This window comes from Mesorhizobium sp. WSM1386, from assembly GCF_055901595.1.
On sequence record NZ_CM148373.1, the window covers coordinates 1037964 to 1052508 of the forward strand.

General features: G+C 63.2%; 17 protein-coding genes. 8 read left to right on the forward strand and 9 right to left on the reverse strand.

The features are described from left to right. The first annotated feature begins 148 nt into the window (after nt 1-148). The 6 genes from AC0NIH_RS05030 to AC0NIH_RS05055 all read left to right on the forward strand — a co-directional run bounded on the left by AC0NIH_RS05030 (nt 149) and on the right by AC0NIH_RS05055 (nt 7296). The gene (locus AC0NIH_RS05030; RefSeq protein WP_023765926.1) at nt 149-487 is read left to right on the forward strand and encodes a P-II family nitrogen regulator; all 339 of its coding nucleotides are present in this window, start codon (nt 149-151) and stop codon (nt 485-487) included. 49 nt (nt 488-536) lie between these two features. After that, on the forward strand, nt 537-1853 hold the full coding sequence (locus tag AC0NIH_RS05035; RefSeq protein ID WP_473461165.1) for an ammonium transporter: 1317 nt from the start codon (nt 537-539) through the stop codon (nt 1851-1853). Between the two features lie 328 nt (nt 1854-2181). After that, complete coding sequence (locus tag AC0NIH_RS05040) at nt 2182-2460, forward strand: hypothetical protein (RefSeq protein ID WP_473460881.1); 279 nt, start codon at nt 2182-2184, stop codon at nt 2458-2460. 211 nt (nt 2461-2671) lie between these two features. Continuing rightward, the gene (locus tag AC0NIH_RS05045; RefSeq protein WP_473460883.1) at nt 2672-5329 is read left to right on the forward strand and encodes a DNA translocase FtsK; all 2658 of its coding nucleotides are present in this window, start codon (nt 2672-2674) and stop codon (nt 5327-5329) included. A gap of 134 nt (nt 5330-5463) precedes the next feature. Further along, nucleotides 5464-6144 carry an outer-membrane lipoprotein carrier protein LolA gene (locus AC0NIH_RS05050; protein ID WP_013892296.1) on the forward strand — a complete coding sequence of 227 codons (681 nt, stop codon included), beginning with the start codon at nt 5464-5466 and terminating at the stop codon, nt 6142-6144. 345 nt (nt 6145-6489) lie between these two features. After that, nucleotides 6490-7296, forward strand: coding sequence for an exodeoxyribonuclease III (locus tag AC0NIH_RS05055; protein WP_352712154.1), 807 nt, complete (start codon nt 6490-6492; stop codon nt 7294-7296). Nucleotide 7297: 1 nt separating this feature from the next. Here the strand turns inward: AC0NIH_RS05055 and AC0NIH_RS05060 are convergent, their stop codons facing one another. Next, complete coding sequence (locus tag AC0NIH_RS05060) at nt 7298-7753, reverse strand: Crp/Fnr family transcriptional regulator (protein WP_023765931.1); 456 nt, start codon at nt 7751-7753, stop codon at nt 7298-7300. A 122-nt stretch (nt 7754-7875) separates the two neighbouring features. Further along, on the reverse strand, nt 7876-8559 hold the full coding sequence (locus tag AC0NIH_RS05065; protein WP_023765932.1) for a response regulator transcription factor: 684 nt from the start codon (nt 8557-8559) through the stop codon (nt 7876-7878). A 144-nt stretch (nt 8560-8703) separates the two neighbouring features. On the opposite strand from AC0NIH_RS05065, the gene AC0NIH_RS05070 reads away from it, so the two are divergent. Next, entirely contained in the window at nt 8704-9240 is a 537-nt protein-coding gene (locus AC0NIH_RS05070; RefSeq protein ID WP_198028439.1) for a L,D-transpeptidase family protein, read from the forward strand. 133 nt (nt 9241-9373) lie between these two features. Here the strand turns inward: AC0NIH_RS05070 and AC0NIH_RS05075 are convergent, their stop codons facing one another. Further along, nucleotides 9374-9619: a hypothetical protein gene (locus AC0NIH_RS05075; protein ID WP_473460886.1), complete on the reverse strand. Its 246-nt coding sequence runs from the start codon at nt 9617-9619 to the stop codon at nt 9374-9376. A 165-nt stretch (nt 9620-9784) separates the two neighbouring features. Between AC0NIH_RS05075 and gcvA the strand changes: the two genes are divergently transcribed. Beyond that, entirely contained in the window at nt 9785-10717 is a 933-nt protein-coding gene (gene gcvA / locus AC0NIH_RS05080; protein ID WP_473460888.1) for a transcriptional regulator GcvA, read from the forward strand. A 14-nt stretch (nt 10718-10731) separates the two neighbouring features. Here gcvA and AC0NIH_RS05085 read toward each other — a convergent pair whose 3' ends face one another. From AC0NIH_RS05085 to AC0NIH_RS05110, 6 genes are all read right to left on the reverse strand, one after another. Beyond that, nucleotides 10732-11475, reverse strand: a complete 744-nt coding sequence (locus tag AC0NIH_RS05085) for a glycosyltransferase family 25 protein (RefSeq protein WP_023778858.1) — start codon at nt 11473-11475, stop codon at nt 10732-10734. Between the two features lie 15 nt (nt 11476-11490). Continuing rightward, complete coding sequence (locus AC0NIH_RS05090; protein ID WP_023765937.1) at nt 11491-11907, reverse strand: DUF1761 domain-containing protein; 417 nt, start codon at nt 11905-11907, stop codon at nt 11491-11493. A 153-nt stretch (nt 11908-12060) separates the two neighbouring features. Continuing rightward, entirely contained in the window at nt 12061-12759 is a 699-nt protein-coding gene (locus tag AC0NIH_RS05095) for a class I SAM-dependent methyltransferase (RefSeq protein WP_473460891.1), read from the reverse strand. Beyond that, nucleotides 12714-13139 (reverse strand): EVE domain-containing protein, encoded by a 426-nt coding sequence (locus AC0NIH_RS05100; protein WP_023765939.1) that lies wholly within the window; start codon nt 13137-13139, stop codon nt 12714-12716. The genes AC0NIH_RS05095 and AC0NIH_RS05100 overlap by 46 nt, the downstream gene beginning before the upstream one ends. Before the next feature lie 38 nt (nt 13140-13177). After that, nucleotides 13178-13474, reverse strand: coding sequence for a YciI-like protein (locus AC0NIH_RS05105; RefSeq protein ID WP_473460893.1), 297 nt, complete (start codon nt 13472-13474; stop codon nt 13178-13180). A 22-nt stretch (nt 13475-13496) separates the two neighbouring features. After that, nucleotides 13497-14534 (reverse strand): NAD(P)H-dependent glycerol-3-phosphate dehydrogenase, encoded by a 1038-nt coding sequence (locus tag AC0NIH_RS05110; RefSeq protein ID WP_352714366.1) that lies wholly within the window; start codon nt 14532-14534, stop codon nt 13497-13499. Nucleotides 14535-14545: the final 11 nt, after the last annotated feature.

Genomic DNA, 14545 nt, shown 5'->3' on the forward strand with positions numbered 1-14545 from the left:
AGCCTCTCAATCCTTTTGTTTACAACGGGTTAATGTTCTGCCTCCGCAATTGGCATGAAGCTTGAATCCTAGTTGGCACTCTCCGGCTCTTTGGGATCGGTGAAGTCGTGCAAACGCGGGTCACCGCAACAGCAAAGGGTGAAACCTTATGAAAATCGTGATGGCAATCATCAAGCCGTTCAAGCTCGACGAGGTACGCGAAGCGCTGACCGCCGTCGGCATCCAGGGCCTGACCGTCACCGAAGTCAAAGGCTACGGGCGTCAGAAGGGGCATACGGAAATCTATCGCGGTGCGGAATACGCGGTCAGTTTCCTGCCGAAGATCAAGATCGAGGTCGCAGTCAGTGGCGACATGGTCGACAAGGCCGTCGAAGCCATCACGGCGGCGGCCAAGACCGGCCAGATCGGCGACGGCAAGATCTTCGTTTTCGGCATCGATCAGGCGGTGCGCATCCGCACCGGCGAAACAGACACCGACGCGCTCTGAGCCGCGAACACGTATTCCAATGGAGAGTTCAATGAATATTTCTTCTACCTTGAAGACGACGGGACGCGCCGCCCTTTTGGGCTCGCTCGCTCTCGCAGCGTTGGGCAGCGTCGCCGCCTTCGCGCAGGAAGCGGCTCCGGCCGCCGCGCCAACGCCAGTGCTCGACACCGGCAACACCGCCTGGATGCTGACCTCGACGGCGCTGGTGCTGATGATGACCATCCCCGGCCTGGCGCTGTTCTACGGCGGCATGGTGCGCAAGAAGAACGTGCTTGCCACCATCATGCAGAGCTTTGCCATCACCTGCCTGGTGACGGTGCTGTGGTTCATGTTCGGCTATTCGCTGGCCTTCTCCGACGGCGGCGGCATGAACAGCTATATTGGCGGCGCCTCGAAATTCTTCCACCACGGCATCACGACCTCGTCGTTGTGGCTGCCGGGGGTCGCGAACATACCCGAGTTCGTCTTCTCGATGTTCCAGATGACCTTTGCCATCATCACCCCGGCGCTGATTGCCGGCGCCTTCGCCGAACGATTCAAATTCTCGGCACTGCTGATCTTCATGGCGCTCTGGCTGCTCATCGTCTACGTGCCGATCGCGCATTGGGTCTGGGGCGGCGGCTTCCTCGGCTCAGCCGGCGTGCTCGACTTCGCCGGCGGCACGGTCGTCCACATCAATGCCGGTGTCGCGGGCCTGGTCTGCGCACTGGTCCTGGGCAAGCGCGAAGGCTACGGCACCACCAACATGGCGCCGCACAACCTGGTCTATTCGGTGATCGGCGCCTCACTGCTGTGGGTTGGCTGGTTCGGCTTCAACGCCGGTTCGGAACTGGCGGCTGACGGCCTTGCCGGTGCGGCCATGCTCAACACCCAGGTTGCCACCGCCGCGGCGGCGCTGGCCTGGATGTTCGCCGAATGGATCGTCGCCAAGAAGCCTTCGGTGCTCGGCATCATCTCGGGTGCCGTCGCCGGCCTCGTCGCGGTGACGCCGGCTTCCGGCTTCGTCAACCCGACCGGCGCCTTCATCGTCGGCATCCTTGCCGGCGTCATCTGCTACATCTCGGCGGTCAAGGTGAAGCACATGTTCGGCTATGACGACTCGCTGGACGCCTTTGGCGTGCACGGCGTCGGCGGCGTGGTCGGCGCCCTGCTCACCGGCGTGCTGGCCGATCCCGCGATCAATAGCCTGTCGTCGGGCGCTTCGCTCGGCAAGCAGATCTACGGCGTCGCGGTCACCATCGTGTGGACGGCCGTCGCCACCTTCGTGATCCTCTACGTCGTCAAGGCACTGGTTGGGCTGCGCCCGACGACCCAGGAAGAGGTCGAGGGTCTCGACATCTCCCAGCATGGCGAAGTCGTGCCGTAAGGCCGGCTTGGCCAACGGGACCGGCGGATCCTCCTCCCGCCGGTCCCCTGCCTGTTCCACGCAATCGCGGGCGGCAATGCACTTGCACCCTGCAATTGCCTCGAAGAAGATCCCGTCGTGACACTCCCGAAAGGAGTTCACGCCTTGAGGCCCGGATCGCATCCGGGCCTCTTTTTTTGGTGCAGGCATTCTGCCGCTGCCGGGATTCACGCAATCACGTTCGCGTGAACAAGTTTTTCGAGGAAACATCGACCGCCCAGGCCTCGAACTGTGGGGACGAATCGCCGTTCCGACGATCGCTTTTTAAACACAGGGAAGGAATTTTCTCATGAACTTCAAGAATATCTGCCTCGGGGCACTCGCGCTTTGCATGGTCAGTGGCGTGGCAGTTGCCGGTGCTCTCGACGAACCGGACAACATGGCGCCGTTCTTCACCGATTCCAGCATGAAAACCATGAAGCCGATGGAAGAATTCAAGGCCGCCTTCATGGCCATGCCGAAGGAGAAGCAGGACGCCATGATGAAGGAATGCCAGGACGCGGCGATGAGCAAGCCTCATGCCGAGTTCTGCGCCAATGTGAAGGCGCTCGGCGGGGCCAACAAGTAACGCGCTGCCCGATCCCAAAACAAATGGATGGCGGGCCAACGCGCCCGCCATTTTCATGCGGCTGGGTTGGCCGGAAGATTTTCATGCAATGGGAGTGGCTCCACCGGTCTTATAGTTAATGCAGCCTTAACCTTCCCACGGCTAGTCTGGCCTCCGAATCTGCCGGAGTGCGTCATGCGCTCGGGCTAGGCAATCACTGACGGGGAAGAGCATGCGTTCAGGGGCTTCAGCACCGCTCGCGATGGCCGATACGGGGCACGGCATCCAGGCTTTCGCGCGACGCCAGGTCGGCCGGCTTGTCGGCGTCGGCCTGTTCCTGACTGTTGCCTTCGGGATCGCCAGCCTCGCCACCTGGAACGTTGCCGATCCAAGCTTCTCGCACGCGACGAACAACATCGTCACCAACGCCATGGGCTATGCCGGCGCGGTGTTCTCCGACCTTGCCATGCAGTTTTTCGGCCTCGCCGCGGTTGCCGCGCTGGTTCCGGCGGTGATCTGGGGCTACCTCCTGTTTTCGGCGCGCGGCGTCGACAGGCTGCCCAAGCGCGGCCTGTACTGGTTCGGTTTCGCGCTGCTCTGCGCCGCGATCGCCGGCTGCATCGTCCCGCCCAAGACCTGGCCGCTGCCGACCGGCCTCGGCGGCGTGTTCGGCGACATGGTGCTCAAGATTCCCGGTGTCCTCATCGGCGGCTATCCGACCGGGCTGATCGCCAGCGTGCTTGCCGTGCTTTTGGCCGCGCCGGCGCTCTGGCTGTTCGCCTACGGCGCGGCGCTGACCGGACGCAAGAACGGCTTCGCCGTCATGGAAGAGCCGGCCGCCGCTGACCCACGCGAGGACGAGCTTTTGTTCGACAATGACGAGGATGAGGGCGACGAGGGCATATTGGCGCTCGGTGCGATTACCCATTGGTGGCTCTCGTTGCGTGCATGGATGCACCGCCGCGCCGTGCGCCGCCAGCGCGAGCGGGACGAGTACGAGCCGGAGATGGAGCCGCGCGCCAGCGCCTGGCGCCGTGCCGCCGAACGGGTCGAATCGGCCGAGTTCGCCGAATCACGCATGAGCCAGGACGGCCGCGCCCGCGTCGAGCCGGAATTCTTCGCCGCCATGGTCAATGACCGCAGCGTTTCCGTCGATCCCGACGATGACGACATCTTCGATCGCGACGACCGGGACATGGATTTCGACGAGGAGCCCGTCACCCCGCGCCGTGCCCCCACGGCCAAGGTACAGCAGTTCCGTTCCGATGCCGCCACCCGCGTCGAGGCGCCGGCGCCGCGCCCGGCCCCGGGTGCCCGCGTCCAGCGCGAGGCGCAGACATCGATGATCGGCTCGGACACGTTCGAAATGCCGTCGCTGCATTTCCTGTCCGAACCGAAGAACGTCGCACGAGACCCAAGCCTCTCCAAGGACGCGCTGGAACAGAATGCGCGCCTGCTCGAAGGCGTTCTGGAAGATTTCGGCGTCAAGGGCGAGATCATCGCCGTCCGCCCGGGTCCCGTCGTGACGCTCTACGAGCTCGAACCGGCGCCGGGCATCAAATCGTCACGCGTCATCGGCCTTGCCGACGACATCGCCCGCTCGATGAGCGCGATCGCCTGCCGCGTCGCGGTGGTGCCGGGGCGCAACGCCATCGGCATTGAGCTGCCGAACGCCAAGCGCGAGACGGTGTATCTGCGTGAGATCATGGCCAGCCGCGACTTCGAGACCACCAAGGCCAAGCTGGCGCTGGCGCTGGGCAAGACCATCAATGGCGAGGCGGTCATCGTCGACATCGCCAAGATGCCGCACGTGCTGGTCGCCGGCACCACCGGCTCAGGCAAGTCGGTCGCCATCAACACCATGATCCTGTCGCTGCTCTACCGGCTGACGCCGCAGGAATGCCGGCTGATCATGATCGACCCGAAGATGCTGGAACTCTCCGTCTATGACGGCATCCCGCATCTGCTGACGCCCGTCGTCACCGATCCGAAGAAGGCCGTCGTGGCGCTGAAATGGACCGTGCGCGAGATGGAGGACCGCTACCGCAAGATGTCCAAGGTCGGCGTGCGCAACATCGACGGTTTCAACGCACGCGTCCAACAGGCCGAGAAGAAGGGCGAGAAGATTTCGCGCACGGTGCAGACCGGCTTCGACCGCCAGACGGGCGAGGCGATCTACGAGACCGAGAATCTCGATCTCGAGCCGATGCCCTACATCGTCGTCATCATCGACGAAATGGCCGACCTGATGATGGTCGCCGGCAAGGACATCGAAGGTGCGGTGCAGCGCCTGGCGCAGATGGCGCGTGCCGCCGGCATCCACGTCATCATGGCGACGCAGCGTCCGTCGGTCGACGTCATCACCGGCACCATCAAGGCCAACTTCCCGACCCGCATCTCCTTCCAGGTGACGTCGAAGATCGACAGCCGCACCATCCTGGGCGAGCAGGGCGCCGAACAGCTGCTCGGCATGGGCGACATGCTCTACATGGCCGGCGGCGGCCGCATCCAGCGCGTGCACGGCCCCTTCGTCGCCGACGAAGAGGTGGAGAAGATCGTTGCGCATCTGAAGCTGCAGGGCGTGCCGGAATATCTCGACGCCATCACCGAAGATGACGACGAGGATGATGACGAACCGTCCGGCAAGGGCGGATCGGGCGGTGGTGGCGGCGGCAATTTCGAGGATTCCGACGACCCCTACGACCAGGCGGTCGCCGTGGTGCTGCGCGACGGCAAGGCGTCGACCAGCTATATCCAGCGCCGTCTCGGCATCGGCTACAACCGCGCCGCCTCGATCATCGAGAAGATGGAAAAGGAAGGCATTGTCGGACCGGCCAACCATGCGGGAAAACGCGAAATCCTGGTGCCGACCGAAGACGACAAATTCTGACAAAGGGGCGTTCGCGGCAACTTTGAACTTTCTGGCGCGTTCATGGCACGAAGCAGCGTTCGCCCGGTCAAACTTAAGCCCAACTGGGGGTCCACCACAGCCACCAAATCAGGAATCAGACGAGAGTGACCGATATGAAAAACGATCTTTCAGTGCTCAGCGATCTTGCCCCGACACGCCGCCAGCTGCTCGGCCTTGGCCTTGCCTTCGCGGGTGCGGCGGCCATCAATTTGGTGCCCGGGTTCCAGCTGCTGGCCTCGGCGCAGGCGGCCGTGCCGGCGGCCGCGCAGAAGATCGCCGACCATTTTTCCGCGGTCAAATCAATGAGTGGCGAATTCGTCCAGTTCGGCCCCAAGGGCGAGCAGACCGGCGGCAAGTTCTTCCTGGAACGGCCGGGCAAGATCCGCTTCAACTATGACGGCTCGTCGAACTTCAAGGTGATCTCCGACGGCAAGTCGGTGGTCATCCTCAACAAGAAAATGAACACGTCCGATCTCTATCCGCTGTCGAAAACGCCGCTGAAACTTTTGCTCGACGACCGCATCGATCTCTCCGGCGACCGCGTCAAAAGCGTCAAGCAAGAGGATGATCTCACCACCATCCAGCTTTCCGACAAGTCGGTGTTCGGCAATGCGCGCATCACCATGATGTTCGATCCAAAAACCTATGATTTGCGCCAGTGGACGATCACCGATGCGCAGGGCAAGGACACCACGGTGATGATCTTCAACACCAAGGAAGGCGTCAGCTTCGCCCCGGATACCTTTGCCATCGACTATACGGCGAACCGCGAGCTGAATACGAAGACAAGGTAGCTTCCGTCGCTGCGGCAAGGTTTTTGGGCGTTGGCGCTGCCCCTCATCTGGCTGCCGCCATCTTCTCCCCGTGAACGGGGAGAAGGACGCTGTCATCGCCGATTTCGCCAATTGCAAGCGTTGAAAGAAGGCGCCGCGGCCCGGCCAGCTTCTTTCTCCCCGTTTACGGGGAGAAATGCCCGGCAGGGCAATGAGGGGCGGCGCTGAGATTGGCGGTTAGCACCCGCTTGTTTTTATATCGCGCGGCTGGCAGTAGTTCGGGAACCAACTTCATAGGGCACAATGTCCTGTCCGGCCGTCCTAGAGCTGGCGGGGCTTGCTCTGCCCCGGACTGGATTCCCGCGCATGCCCTTTTCCATCGCCACCTGGAACATCAACTCCGTGCGCCTGCGCATGCCGATCGTCGAGCGCTTGCTGGTCGAGCAGGCACCGGATGTGCTGTGCCTGCAGGAAACCAAGGTTCCCGACGAGCTGTTTCCCGAAAAGGCGTTCCGCAAGCTCGGCTACGAGCACATCGCCTTCCACGGCCAGAAGGGCTACCACGGCGTGGCGACGGTGGCGCGGCGGCCGATCGCGGTGGTCGAGAAGCGCCGTTTTTGCGAGATCGAGGACAGCCGGCACCTTTCGGTGACGGTGCGGGCCGGCGGCAAGACGATCCTGGTGCACAATTTCTACGTTCCGGCGGGCGGCGACGAACCAAACCCCGAGATCAACAAGAAATTCAAGCACAAGCTCGATTTCGTTGCCGAAATGAACGCCATCCGCGCCGAGCATGACGAGGTGTCGGCTTCGGTCCTGGTCGGCGACCTCAACATCGCGCCGCTCGAACATGATGTCTGGTCGCACAAGCAATTGCTCAACGTGGTCAGCCACACACCGGTCGAGACCGAGAACTTCGAAGCGATGCGGCTGGCCGGCAATTGGGTCGACCTGATGCGGCTTAACGTACCATCAGAACAGAAGCTCTACACCTGGTGGAGCTATCGCGCGCAGGACTGGGAAGCGTCGAACCGGGGCCGGCGGCTCGACCATGTCTGGTCGTCGCCGAACCTGGTGCCAAGTTTCACCGGCTACGAAATCCTGCGCCTGGCGCGCGGTTGGGAACGCCCATCGGACCACGTGCCGGTGATTGCGCGGTTCGACCTGGAGTAGCTCACTCCGAAAAGCGTGGCGCCAGTTTCTCGATGCGGCGGATCATCGCCTGGAATTCCTCGGATATGCGCTCATGCAACTTCACCGCGACTTCCGGATATTCCTCCAGGATGCGGCGGAACATCTTGCGGCTGAGCCGGATCACTTCCGAGTCGATCTCGGCCGACGCGCTGGTCAGCCGGTTGGTGTCGGCGATCAATGCCAGTTCGCTCAGGATGGTGCCGGGGCCGGCCGTACCGATCGGGATGCGCGCGCCATTCTGCTCGCGGTAGAGCACGATGCGCCCGCTGACCACGATATAGGCTGAATCGGCCTCGTCGTCCTCGCGGTAAAGCTTGTGGTTGGCTTGCAGCACGGTGTTCTCGGCGCCGAAGGCGAGCAGGCGCAATTGTTCCTGCGTGAAGCCCTCGAAGAGCCTCACGGCGGACAGGATGCGGATGTCGTCATCCAACGCCATCTCTAGCTGCGTCCCCGAACGGTCAGTCCAATCCCTCCTTCACGAGCAGACCCTGAATCCCCTCCGACAGGATCGCACCCGAAAGCGGTCCCGCCCAGACCGCTCATTGGATAATGAAATGTTTAAGGAACCAGCTTGTAGCCACCGCTTTCTGTCACAAGAATTTCCGCATTGGAAGGATCGCGCTCGATCTTCTGGCGCAACCGGTAGACATGGGTTTCCAGCGTGTGCGTGGTGACGCCGGAATTGTAGCCCCAGACCTCCTCGAGCAGCACGTCGCGCGTCACCACCTTCTGGTCGGCGCGATAGAGATATTTGATGATCGAGGCTTCCTTTTCCGTCAGCCGCACCTTGGCGCCGCGCGGGTCGATAAGCAGCTTCTGGCTGGGTTTGAAGGTGTAGGGGCCGACCGAGAAGGTGGCGTCCTCGCTCTGCTCATGTTGGCGCAGCTGCGCGCGGATGCGTGCCAGAAGCACCGCGAAGCGGAACGGCTTCGTCACATAGTCGTTGGCGCCGGCCTCGAGACCGAGAATCGTGTCCGAATCGGTGTCGTGGCCGGTCAGCATGATGATGGGCGCCTTGTAGCCGCCCTTGCGCAGGATCTTCACCGCCTCGCGGCCATCCATGTCGGGGAGGCCGACATCCATGATGAGCAGATCGATGAGGCCGCCGCGCGCCGTGTTGACGCCTTTTGCCGCAGTCGCTTCCTGCAGCACGTCGAATTCCTCGTAGAGGGACAATTGCTCGACCAGTGTGCCGCGCAGGTCGTCATCGTCGTCGACGATCAGGATGGTGCGTGAAGTCATGGATCAATCCGTTGTTTTGAAAAGTGAATTCAGTTGACCGCTGCGTATTTATGCGGAAGCTGGCCGGCACAACAGCCGATCACAGTGATTTGTTCCGTGGCACGATCATACAAGAAAAAACGCGATCGCAATGCAGCCGGCGCAATTTTGGTAAAACGGCTGCGTGTGCTGACCGTGCGGGCGAGGCCCGGGCACCCAACCCAGGGCCTGCTGCAGGCCGGAAACACGGTATTTGCCTGCGCGCTGGGGCGTAGCGGCATCTCGGCCGACAAGCGTGAGGGCGATGGCGCCACGCCGCTCGGCTCGATGCGGGTGCTGTCAGGCTATTTCCGGGGGGATCAGTTTGCCGGCGCGCGCCGGACCCGGCTGGCGATGACGCCGATCGGGCCCGATCTCGGCTGGTGCGAGGTGCCTGATGACCGCAACTACAACCGTCCGGTCAAGATTCCCTATGGCGCCAGCCATGAACGCATGCGGCGCGACGACCGGCTGTATGACGCCTGCCTGGTGCTCGACTGGAACATCGCGCCGCGCCGCCGCGGGCGCGGCAGCGCCATCTTCTTCCACCTGGCGCGGCCAGGCTTCACGCCGACGCAAGGCTGCGTCGCGGTGACGGCGCGGACCATGGCGCGGCTTTTGCCACTGCTGTCGGACAGGACGGTGGTCAGGGTGGTGAGGTAGGCAGTAGGCAGTAGGCAGTAGGCAGTAGGCAGTAGGCAGTAGGCAGTAGGCAGTAGGGTTACGCGTCGATGCCGTCTAATTTCCCTACTCCCTACTCCCTACTCCCTACTCCCTACTCCCTACTCCCTACTCCCTACTCCTTTCGCTTGGGCTGTTGCCAGCCGATGTCGAGAAGGCCTAGCCGGCCCATCTCGCGGTCCATTGCCCGGGCGATGTCCTTGCGGCCGGCGCCGATATCGCGCAGTTGGCGATCGGACAGGTCCTCGACGTTCTGGTGCGGAAGATTGATCGCGACCCTGGCTTGACGCAGCCAGGCACGGATCGCCGCCAGCCGGGCCGGGCGGGCGGTATATGCAGGATGAAAAGCGGTGTGAGACATGATGGCATCCGTTCGTCCGGACATCAAATCCGGTTTGATGGTGTTTCGATCTTCACATCATGCCCGATTGAAATCGTGGGAAGAAACGAGTAGTTTTTTCTCGATCATCAAGTTTTGTTTGAGGATTGAGAGCGCCATGGACCGCTTCGCCGAGATCCCACGCTGATGGCGACCCTGCTGCCGGGAACGCGGGCGCTGAGGACGCTGGAGGCGGCGGCCAGGCACCTCAATTTCACCCGTGCCGCCGACGAGCTTGGCCTGACGCCGGCCGCGGTCAGCCACCAGATCAAGGAAATCGAGGATCAGCTCGGCATCGTGCTTTTCACGCGCACCAGCCGCACGATCCGGCTGACGGAGGCGGGCACGGTGCTGTTCGAGGCTGCGACCGATGCGCTCGACCTGCTTGGCCGGGCCGCCATGCGGGCGCGCAAGATAGCGCGCGGGACGGAATTTCTGAAGGTGACGCTGGACGCCCAGTTCGCGACAAAATGGCTGATGCGGCGGGTCGAGGATTTTCGCAAGCAGCGGCCGGGCATCGAGCTTCGGTTCGACATCGCCTACGGGCTGCGCGATTTCGATCTCGACGATGTCGATGTCGGCATCCGTTTCGGCGCCGGCAAATATCCGGGTCTGTGCGCGCACCGCCTGTTCGACAACGTCATCGTTCCGGTGTGCAGCCCGGGCCTTCTGGCGTCCGGGCCGCCCTTGCGCGAGCCGCGCGATCTCTTCCACCACACGCTTGCCCATATCGAGTGGGCGCGCCAGGGCGTGACATGGCCGAACTGGCGCATGTGGATGGCGGCGGCCGGTGTCGACGATTTCGACAACAGCCGGACAATCGTCTTCGTCAATTCCTCGGATGCCATCCAGGCGGCGATCGACGGCAACGCCGTCGCGCTCGCCGATTTCGCCATGGTGGCCAACGATCTGTCCGAGGGCCGGCTGGTGCGGCCTTTCGAGCTCGGCATCAAGGTCGCGCCCGAATTCGCCTATTTCCTGGTCTATCCCCAGGCCATGGCCGACGATCCGCGCATCGTCGCCTTTCGCGACTGGATCCTGGAGGAAGTGGCCAGGACGCGCACGACGGACAGGGTATAGACCGTCAACTCCGCTCACGACCGGGCGTTGTGGCCAAAGATCATGCGGGTGTATTTCTTCCACTTCCATTTCACGCTTTTGTACAGGCGCGGATAGTTTTTCCCCGAAATGGACGTCTGAAAAGCTCCGTTCTCGCTGCCTTGTTCGACAATCGGCCGTTCGAACCACAGCATTTCAATGCCGAGTTGGTCATCCATCCGTTCGACCTGGTGATCGATCGACGTGGATATCTTGTTTTGGTTGATCCAGGCACAGCGGGCTTCGGCGACCGGGCGGGTGATGAGATAGGAATCGGTGCATCTGGCATGCAGCGCGGGGTAGAGCCTTCGGCCCTTCCGCAGGTTCCAGCTCGGTGTGTAGTAGTTGCTGCCATTGCCGAGATAGATGACGGCCTTGCGGTCGGGGCTGCCGAGTTCGGCCAGTCCCTGGCGGAACTTGGCCACAAAGTCGCGAGCGAGGAAAACGTCGTCCTCGAACACCAAGCAATAGGGCAGGTCGGTCTCGAGGAAATCGCGCCAGATACCGACATGCTTCAGCGCCAGCGAGACGGCAGGCGGGTGGACAAAGCCGGGAGCGACCAATTCGGCGCGGATTTCCGGGGTGACGTCCGGGCGGTCCCATTCGGTGTAGAAGTAGACCGGCACGCCGCGCCGCTCGAACTCGCGCACGATGTGCCGGCGCCGGTCGTCATAGCCTTGCTTGACGTGACAGACGCGGGTGAACACCAGGTCCCGCGGAAATCCGGACTCATCCGCCATCGTCAACCCGCCGTCTCAGCTTGCCACGGCGCCGAACCAGCCGATCACCGCCCCGATGATCAGCAAGACACCCAGCCAATGGCCGCCGTCGATGAGGGTCAGGTCCCAGCCGAAATTCTCGTAGCGATGGTTGACCGAGAGTGTCGTCGCCACGAACCCCAGCCAAAGCACGAAGCCGAAGACAAGGCCGGCAAGCCATGTCGGCTCACCACCGGTCATCGCGCCGACGACCAGCGCCATGATGGTGGCCATGACCAGTTCGGCGATGAAGCTGACGACGAAGGGCAGCGGCGATTTCTTAATCGTCGCCGGATCGAGCTTGGCGGCTTTGAGCCACGGCTTGCTCAACGTCATGTACCAGGCCGCGCCGAACAACCAGGCGACGATGGCGGCGACGATCACCGCCAGCCAGTTCACTGCCGAAAAATCCATCAGCTTCCCCCTCCAGAGCGTTTCACCGTTTCATGGAAACGGCGAACCGCTCCAACTCTTTATTTTGACGCAATTCCAGACGGAAAACCGCTCACACTTTTCCTGGAATTGCTCCAGATACAAATTTATGGAAACGCCTGTTCGGCGACGGCGTCAAGCAAGTCGCCAGACAGTCGTGCGCTTTACCTCGGCATCCTCGAGCGCCCGCGTCACCGGCACTTCGTAGACGCCAAGCGGCTCCAGCCCCGATCGCGGCAGGTAGGAGCGGCCGGGATCGCCGATCAGGATATCGGCGCCGCGCCGTTTGAGAGCCGAGAACCAAGGCATCAGCCGGTCAGCGAAAGGCTTGTCGTAGAAGACATCGCCGGCCAGGACCACGTCCCAGCCCGCATCGGTGCCGACGCAATCCATGCCGAGGAATTGGACCTGGGCATCATTGGCCTCGCTGTTGAGACGGATCGCCGTGGCGCAGAACGGATCGATGTCGGCGGCCATCACCTCGGCGGCGCCCGCTTTGGTGGCGGCGATGGCGACGAGGCCGGAGCCCGAGGCAAAGTCGAGCACGCGCTTGCCCCGCACGGTACCGGGATTGTCGATGACATGGCGGGCGAGGCCCTGGCCGCCGGCCCAGGCAAATGCCCAGAAGGGCGGCGGCAGGCCGATCTCGACCAGTTCGTCCTCGGTCCGTTGCCAGAGGTCGTGCGCCTCGTCGGCGAGGTGCAGAAGAACCTCCGGCACATGCGGCGGCGCCATCAGTGCCGTGTTGTCGAGGATGAATTTTTGCGCGCTGTTTGGCGTGAGTACCGTCACGGAGCAGGCGTCAGGCCGCCCATGCGGCAGACTTCCTTCCATTCGGCTGGGGTCACCGGCTGCACGGAAAGCCGTCCGAGCCGCACCAGCGCCATGTCGGCAAGTTTGGGATTGGCCTTGATCTCCCCCAGCGTCGGCGGGTTGGGCACCTCCTTGAAGGCGCGGATGTCGACGCACTCCCAGCGCGGGTCGTCGGTGGTGCTGTCGGGATGGGCGAGCGCGCAGACCTCGGCGATGCCGACCACGTTCAACCCCTCATTGGAGTGGTAGAAGAAGCCGAGGTCGCCGATCTGCATGGCCTTCATGTTGTTGCGCGCGGCGTAGTTGCGCACGCCGTCCCATTGCGTGCCGGCCTTGCCCTTGGCCTTCAAGGCCTCGAAGGAGAAAACCGAGGGTTCGGATTTGAACAGCCAGTAGTTCATTCTTTTGCTCCCTCCTTGCGCACCACCAGCGAGCAGGATTAACTAACCGCCGGCTTGTTGAACGTCCAGTTCCACTGGCGGATTTCGACGCTTTCGAACAGCCCGGCCTTGGCGTAGGGATCGGCGGCCGACAAGGCCTGCGCGGCGGCCAGGTCGGGCGCTTCGACGACGACCAGGCTGCCGTTGGGCTTGCCGTCGGCATCGAGGAACGGACCGGCAAAGGCCAGCTTCTTCTCGCCGTTTAGCCCTTCGAGAAAGGCGACATGCTCGGGCCGCGTGTCGAGGCGCACCTGCAGGCTTCCCGGTCTGTCCTTGCAAACAAAAGCAAACAGCATGGTCTTCTCCTCTGTCGTCAGATCAATCGTTGGTTTCGGTCTTCAGGGGCCGGGTCATCAGCGCCGTCACGGCCTGCCGCACGGTGATGGTGCCGTCCAGTATGGCGGCGACGGCGGCGATAATCGGCGCATCGATGTTGCGCTCGGAGGCGATGCGCGCGGCGATCGCCGCCGTCGGTACGCCCTCGGCCAGCGGCAGTCCGGAAAGTTCCTTGCCTTGCCCAAGCGCCAGCCCATAGGCGAAGTTGCGCGACTGGGCGGACGCGCAGGTGAGCAGCAGGTCGCCAAGACCGGAAAGCCCCATCAAGGTCTCCGGCCGGGCGCCGAAGGCGGCACCGATGCGGCGCAGTTCGACAAAGCCGCGCGTCACCATGGCAGCCTGGGCGCTGGCGCCGAGCCCGGCGCCGGTGACGGCACCCGCGGCAATGGCGAAGACGTTCTTCAAGGCGCCGCCGATCTCGACGCCGATCAGGTCATCGTTCGAATAGCAGCGCAGGTTCTCGGCCGAGAAGCGGGCGGCAAGGTCGGCTGCCAGCGCTTCGTCGCGGGCCGCCACCACCACCGCTGTCGGCAGGCCGCGGGCAACGTCGGTGGCGAAGCTCGGGCCCGACAGAGCCGCGACGGGGTTTCCAGGGAGGATTTCTTCGACAATCGCCGACAGCAAGGCGCCCGTATCGCGTTCGATGCCCTTGGCGCAGAGGACAAGCGGAATGCCAGCCGGCATATGTGGCCTGGCGGCGGTCAGCATGGCACGAAGCGATTGCGCTGGCGTCACCGCCAGCACGCAATCGGCACCGTCGAGTGCCGCTTGGATGTTGCTCGTCGCCACGATGCCGGCCTGGAGTGCGATACCCGGCAGATAGCGTGGATTTTCGCCGCGATCGATCGCGGCGACGGTCTCCGGGTCGCGTGCATAGAGGCGGACGAAATGGCCGGCGCGCAGCATGGCCAGCGCCAATGCCGTACCCCAGGCCCCGCCGCCGAGCACGGCAACGCGCCAGCCACTTGGCACAGGGTCGCCGCCGCCTATGCTCTCTTCGGTCATGGCCCTCTTGGTCATGCCCTCCTTGA

Coding starts and splice junctions, on each gene's coding strand:
- AC0NIH_RS05030 (WP_023765926.1), top strand. CDS start 149: ATGAAAATCGTGATGGCAATCATCAAGCCGTTCAAGCTCGACGAGGTA.
- AC0NIH_RS05040 (WP_473460881.1), top strand. CDS start 2,182: ATGAACTTCAAGAATATCTGCCTCGGGGCACTCGCGCTTTGCATGGTC.
- AC0NIH_RS05045 (WP_473460883.1), top strand. CDS start 2,672: ATGCGTTCAGGGGCTTCAGCACCGCTCGCGATGGCCGATACGGGGCAC.
- AC0NIH_RS05050 (WP_013892296.1), top strand. CDS start 5,464: ATGAAAAACGATCTTTCAGTGCTCAGCGATCTTGCCCCGACACGCCGC.
- AC0NIH_RS05055 (WP_352712154.1), top strand. CDS start 6,490: ATGCCCTTTTCCATCGCCACCTGGAACATCAACTCCGTGCGCCTGCGC.
- AC0NIH_RS05060 (WP_023765931.1), bottom strand. CDS start 7,753: ATGGCGTTGGATGACGACATCCGCATCCTGTCCGCCGTGAGGCTCTTC.
- AC0NIH_RS05065 (WP_023765932.1), bottom strand. CDS start 8,559: ATGACTTCACGCACCATCCTGATCGTCGACGACGATGACGACCTGCGC.
- AC0NIH_RS05075 (WP_473460886.1), bottom strand. CDS start 9,619: ATGTCTCACACCGCTTTTCATCCTGCATATACCGCCCGCCCGGCCCGG.
- gcvA (WP_473460888.1), top strand. CDS start 9,785: ATGGCGACCCTGCTGCCGGGAACGCGGGCGCTGAGGACGCTGGAGGCG.
- AC0NIH_RS05085 (WP_023778858.1), bottom strand. CDS start 11,475: ATGGCGGATGAGTCCGGATTTCCGCGGGACCTGGTGTTCACCCGCGTC.
- AC0NIH_RS05090 (WP_023765937.1), bottom strand. CDS start 11,907: ATGGATTTTTCGGCAGTGAACTGGCTGGCGGTGATCGTCGCCGCCATC.
- AC0NIH_RS05095 (WP_473460891.1), bottom strand. CDS start 12,759: ATGGAAGGAAGTCTGCCGCATGGGCGGCCTGACGCCTGCTCCGTGACG.
- AC0NIH_RS05100 (WP_023765939.1), bottom strand. CDS start 13,139: ATGAACTACTGGCTGTTCAAATCCGAACCCTCGGTTTTCTCCTTCGAG.
- AC0NIH_RS05105 (WP_473460893.1), bottom strand. CDS start 13,474: ATGCTGTTTGCTTTTGTTTGCAAGGACAGACCGGGAAGCCTGCAGGTG.
- AC0NIH_RS05110 (WP_352714366.1), bottom strand. CDS start 14,534: ATGACCAAGAGGGCCATGACCGAAGAGAGCATAGGCGGCGGCGACCCT.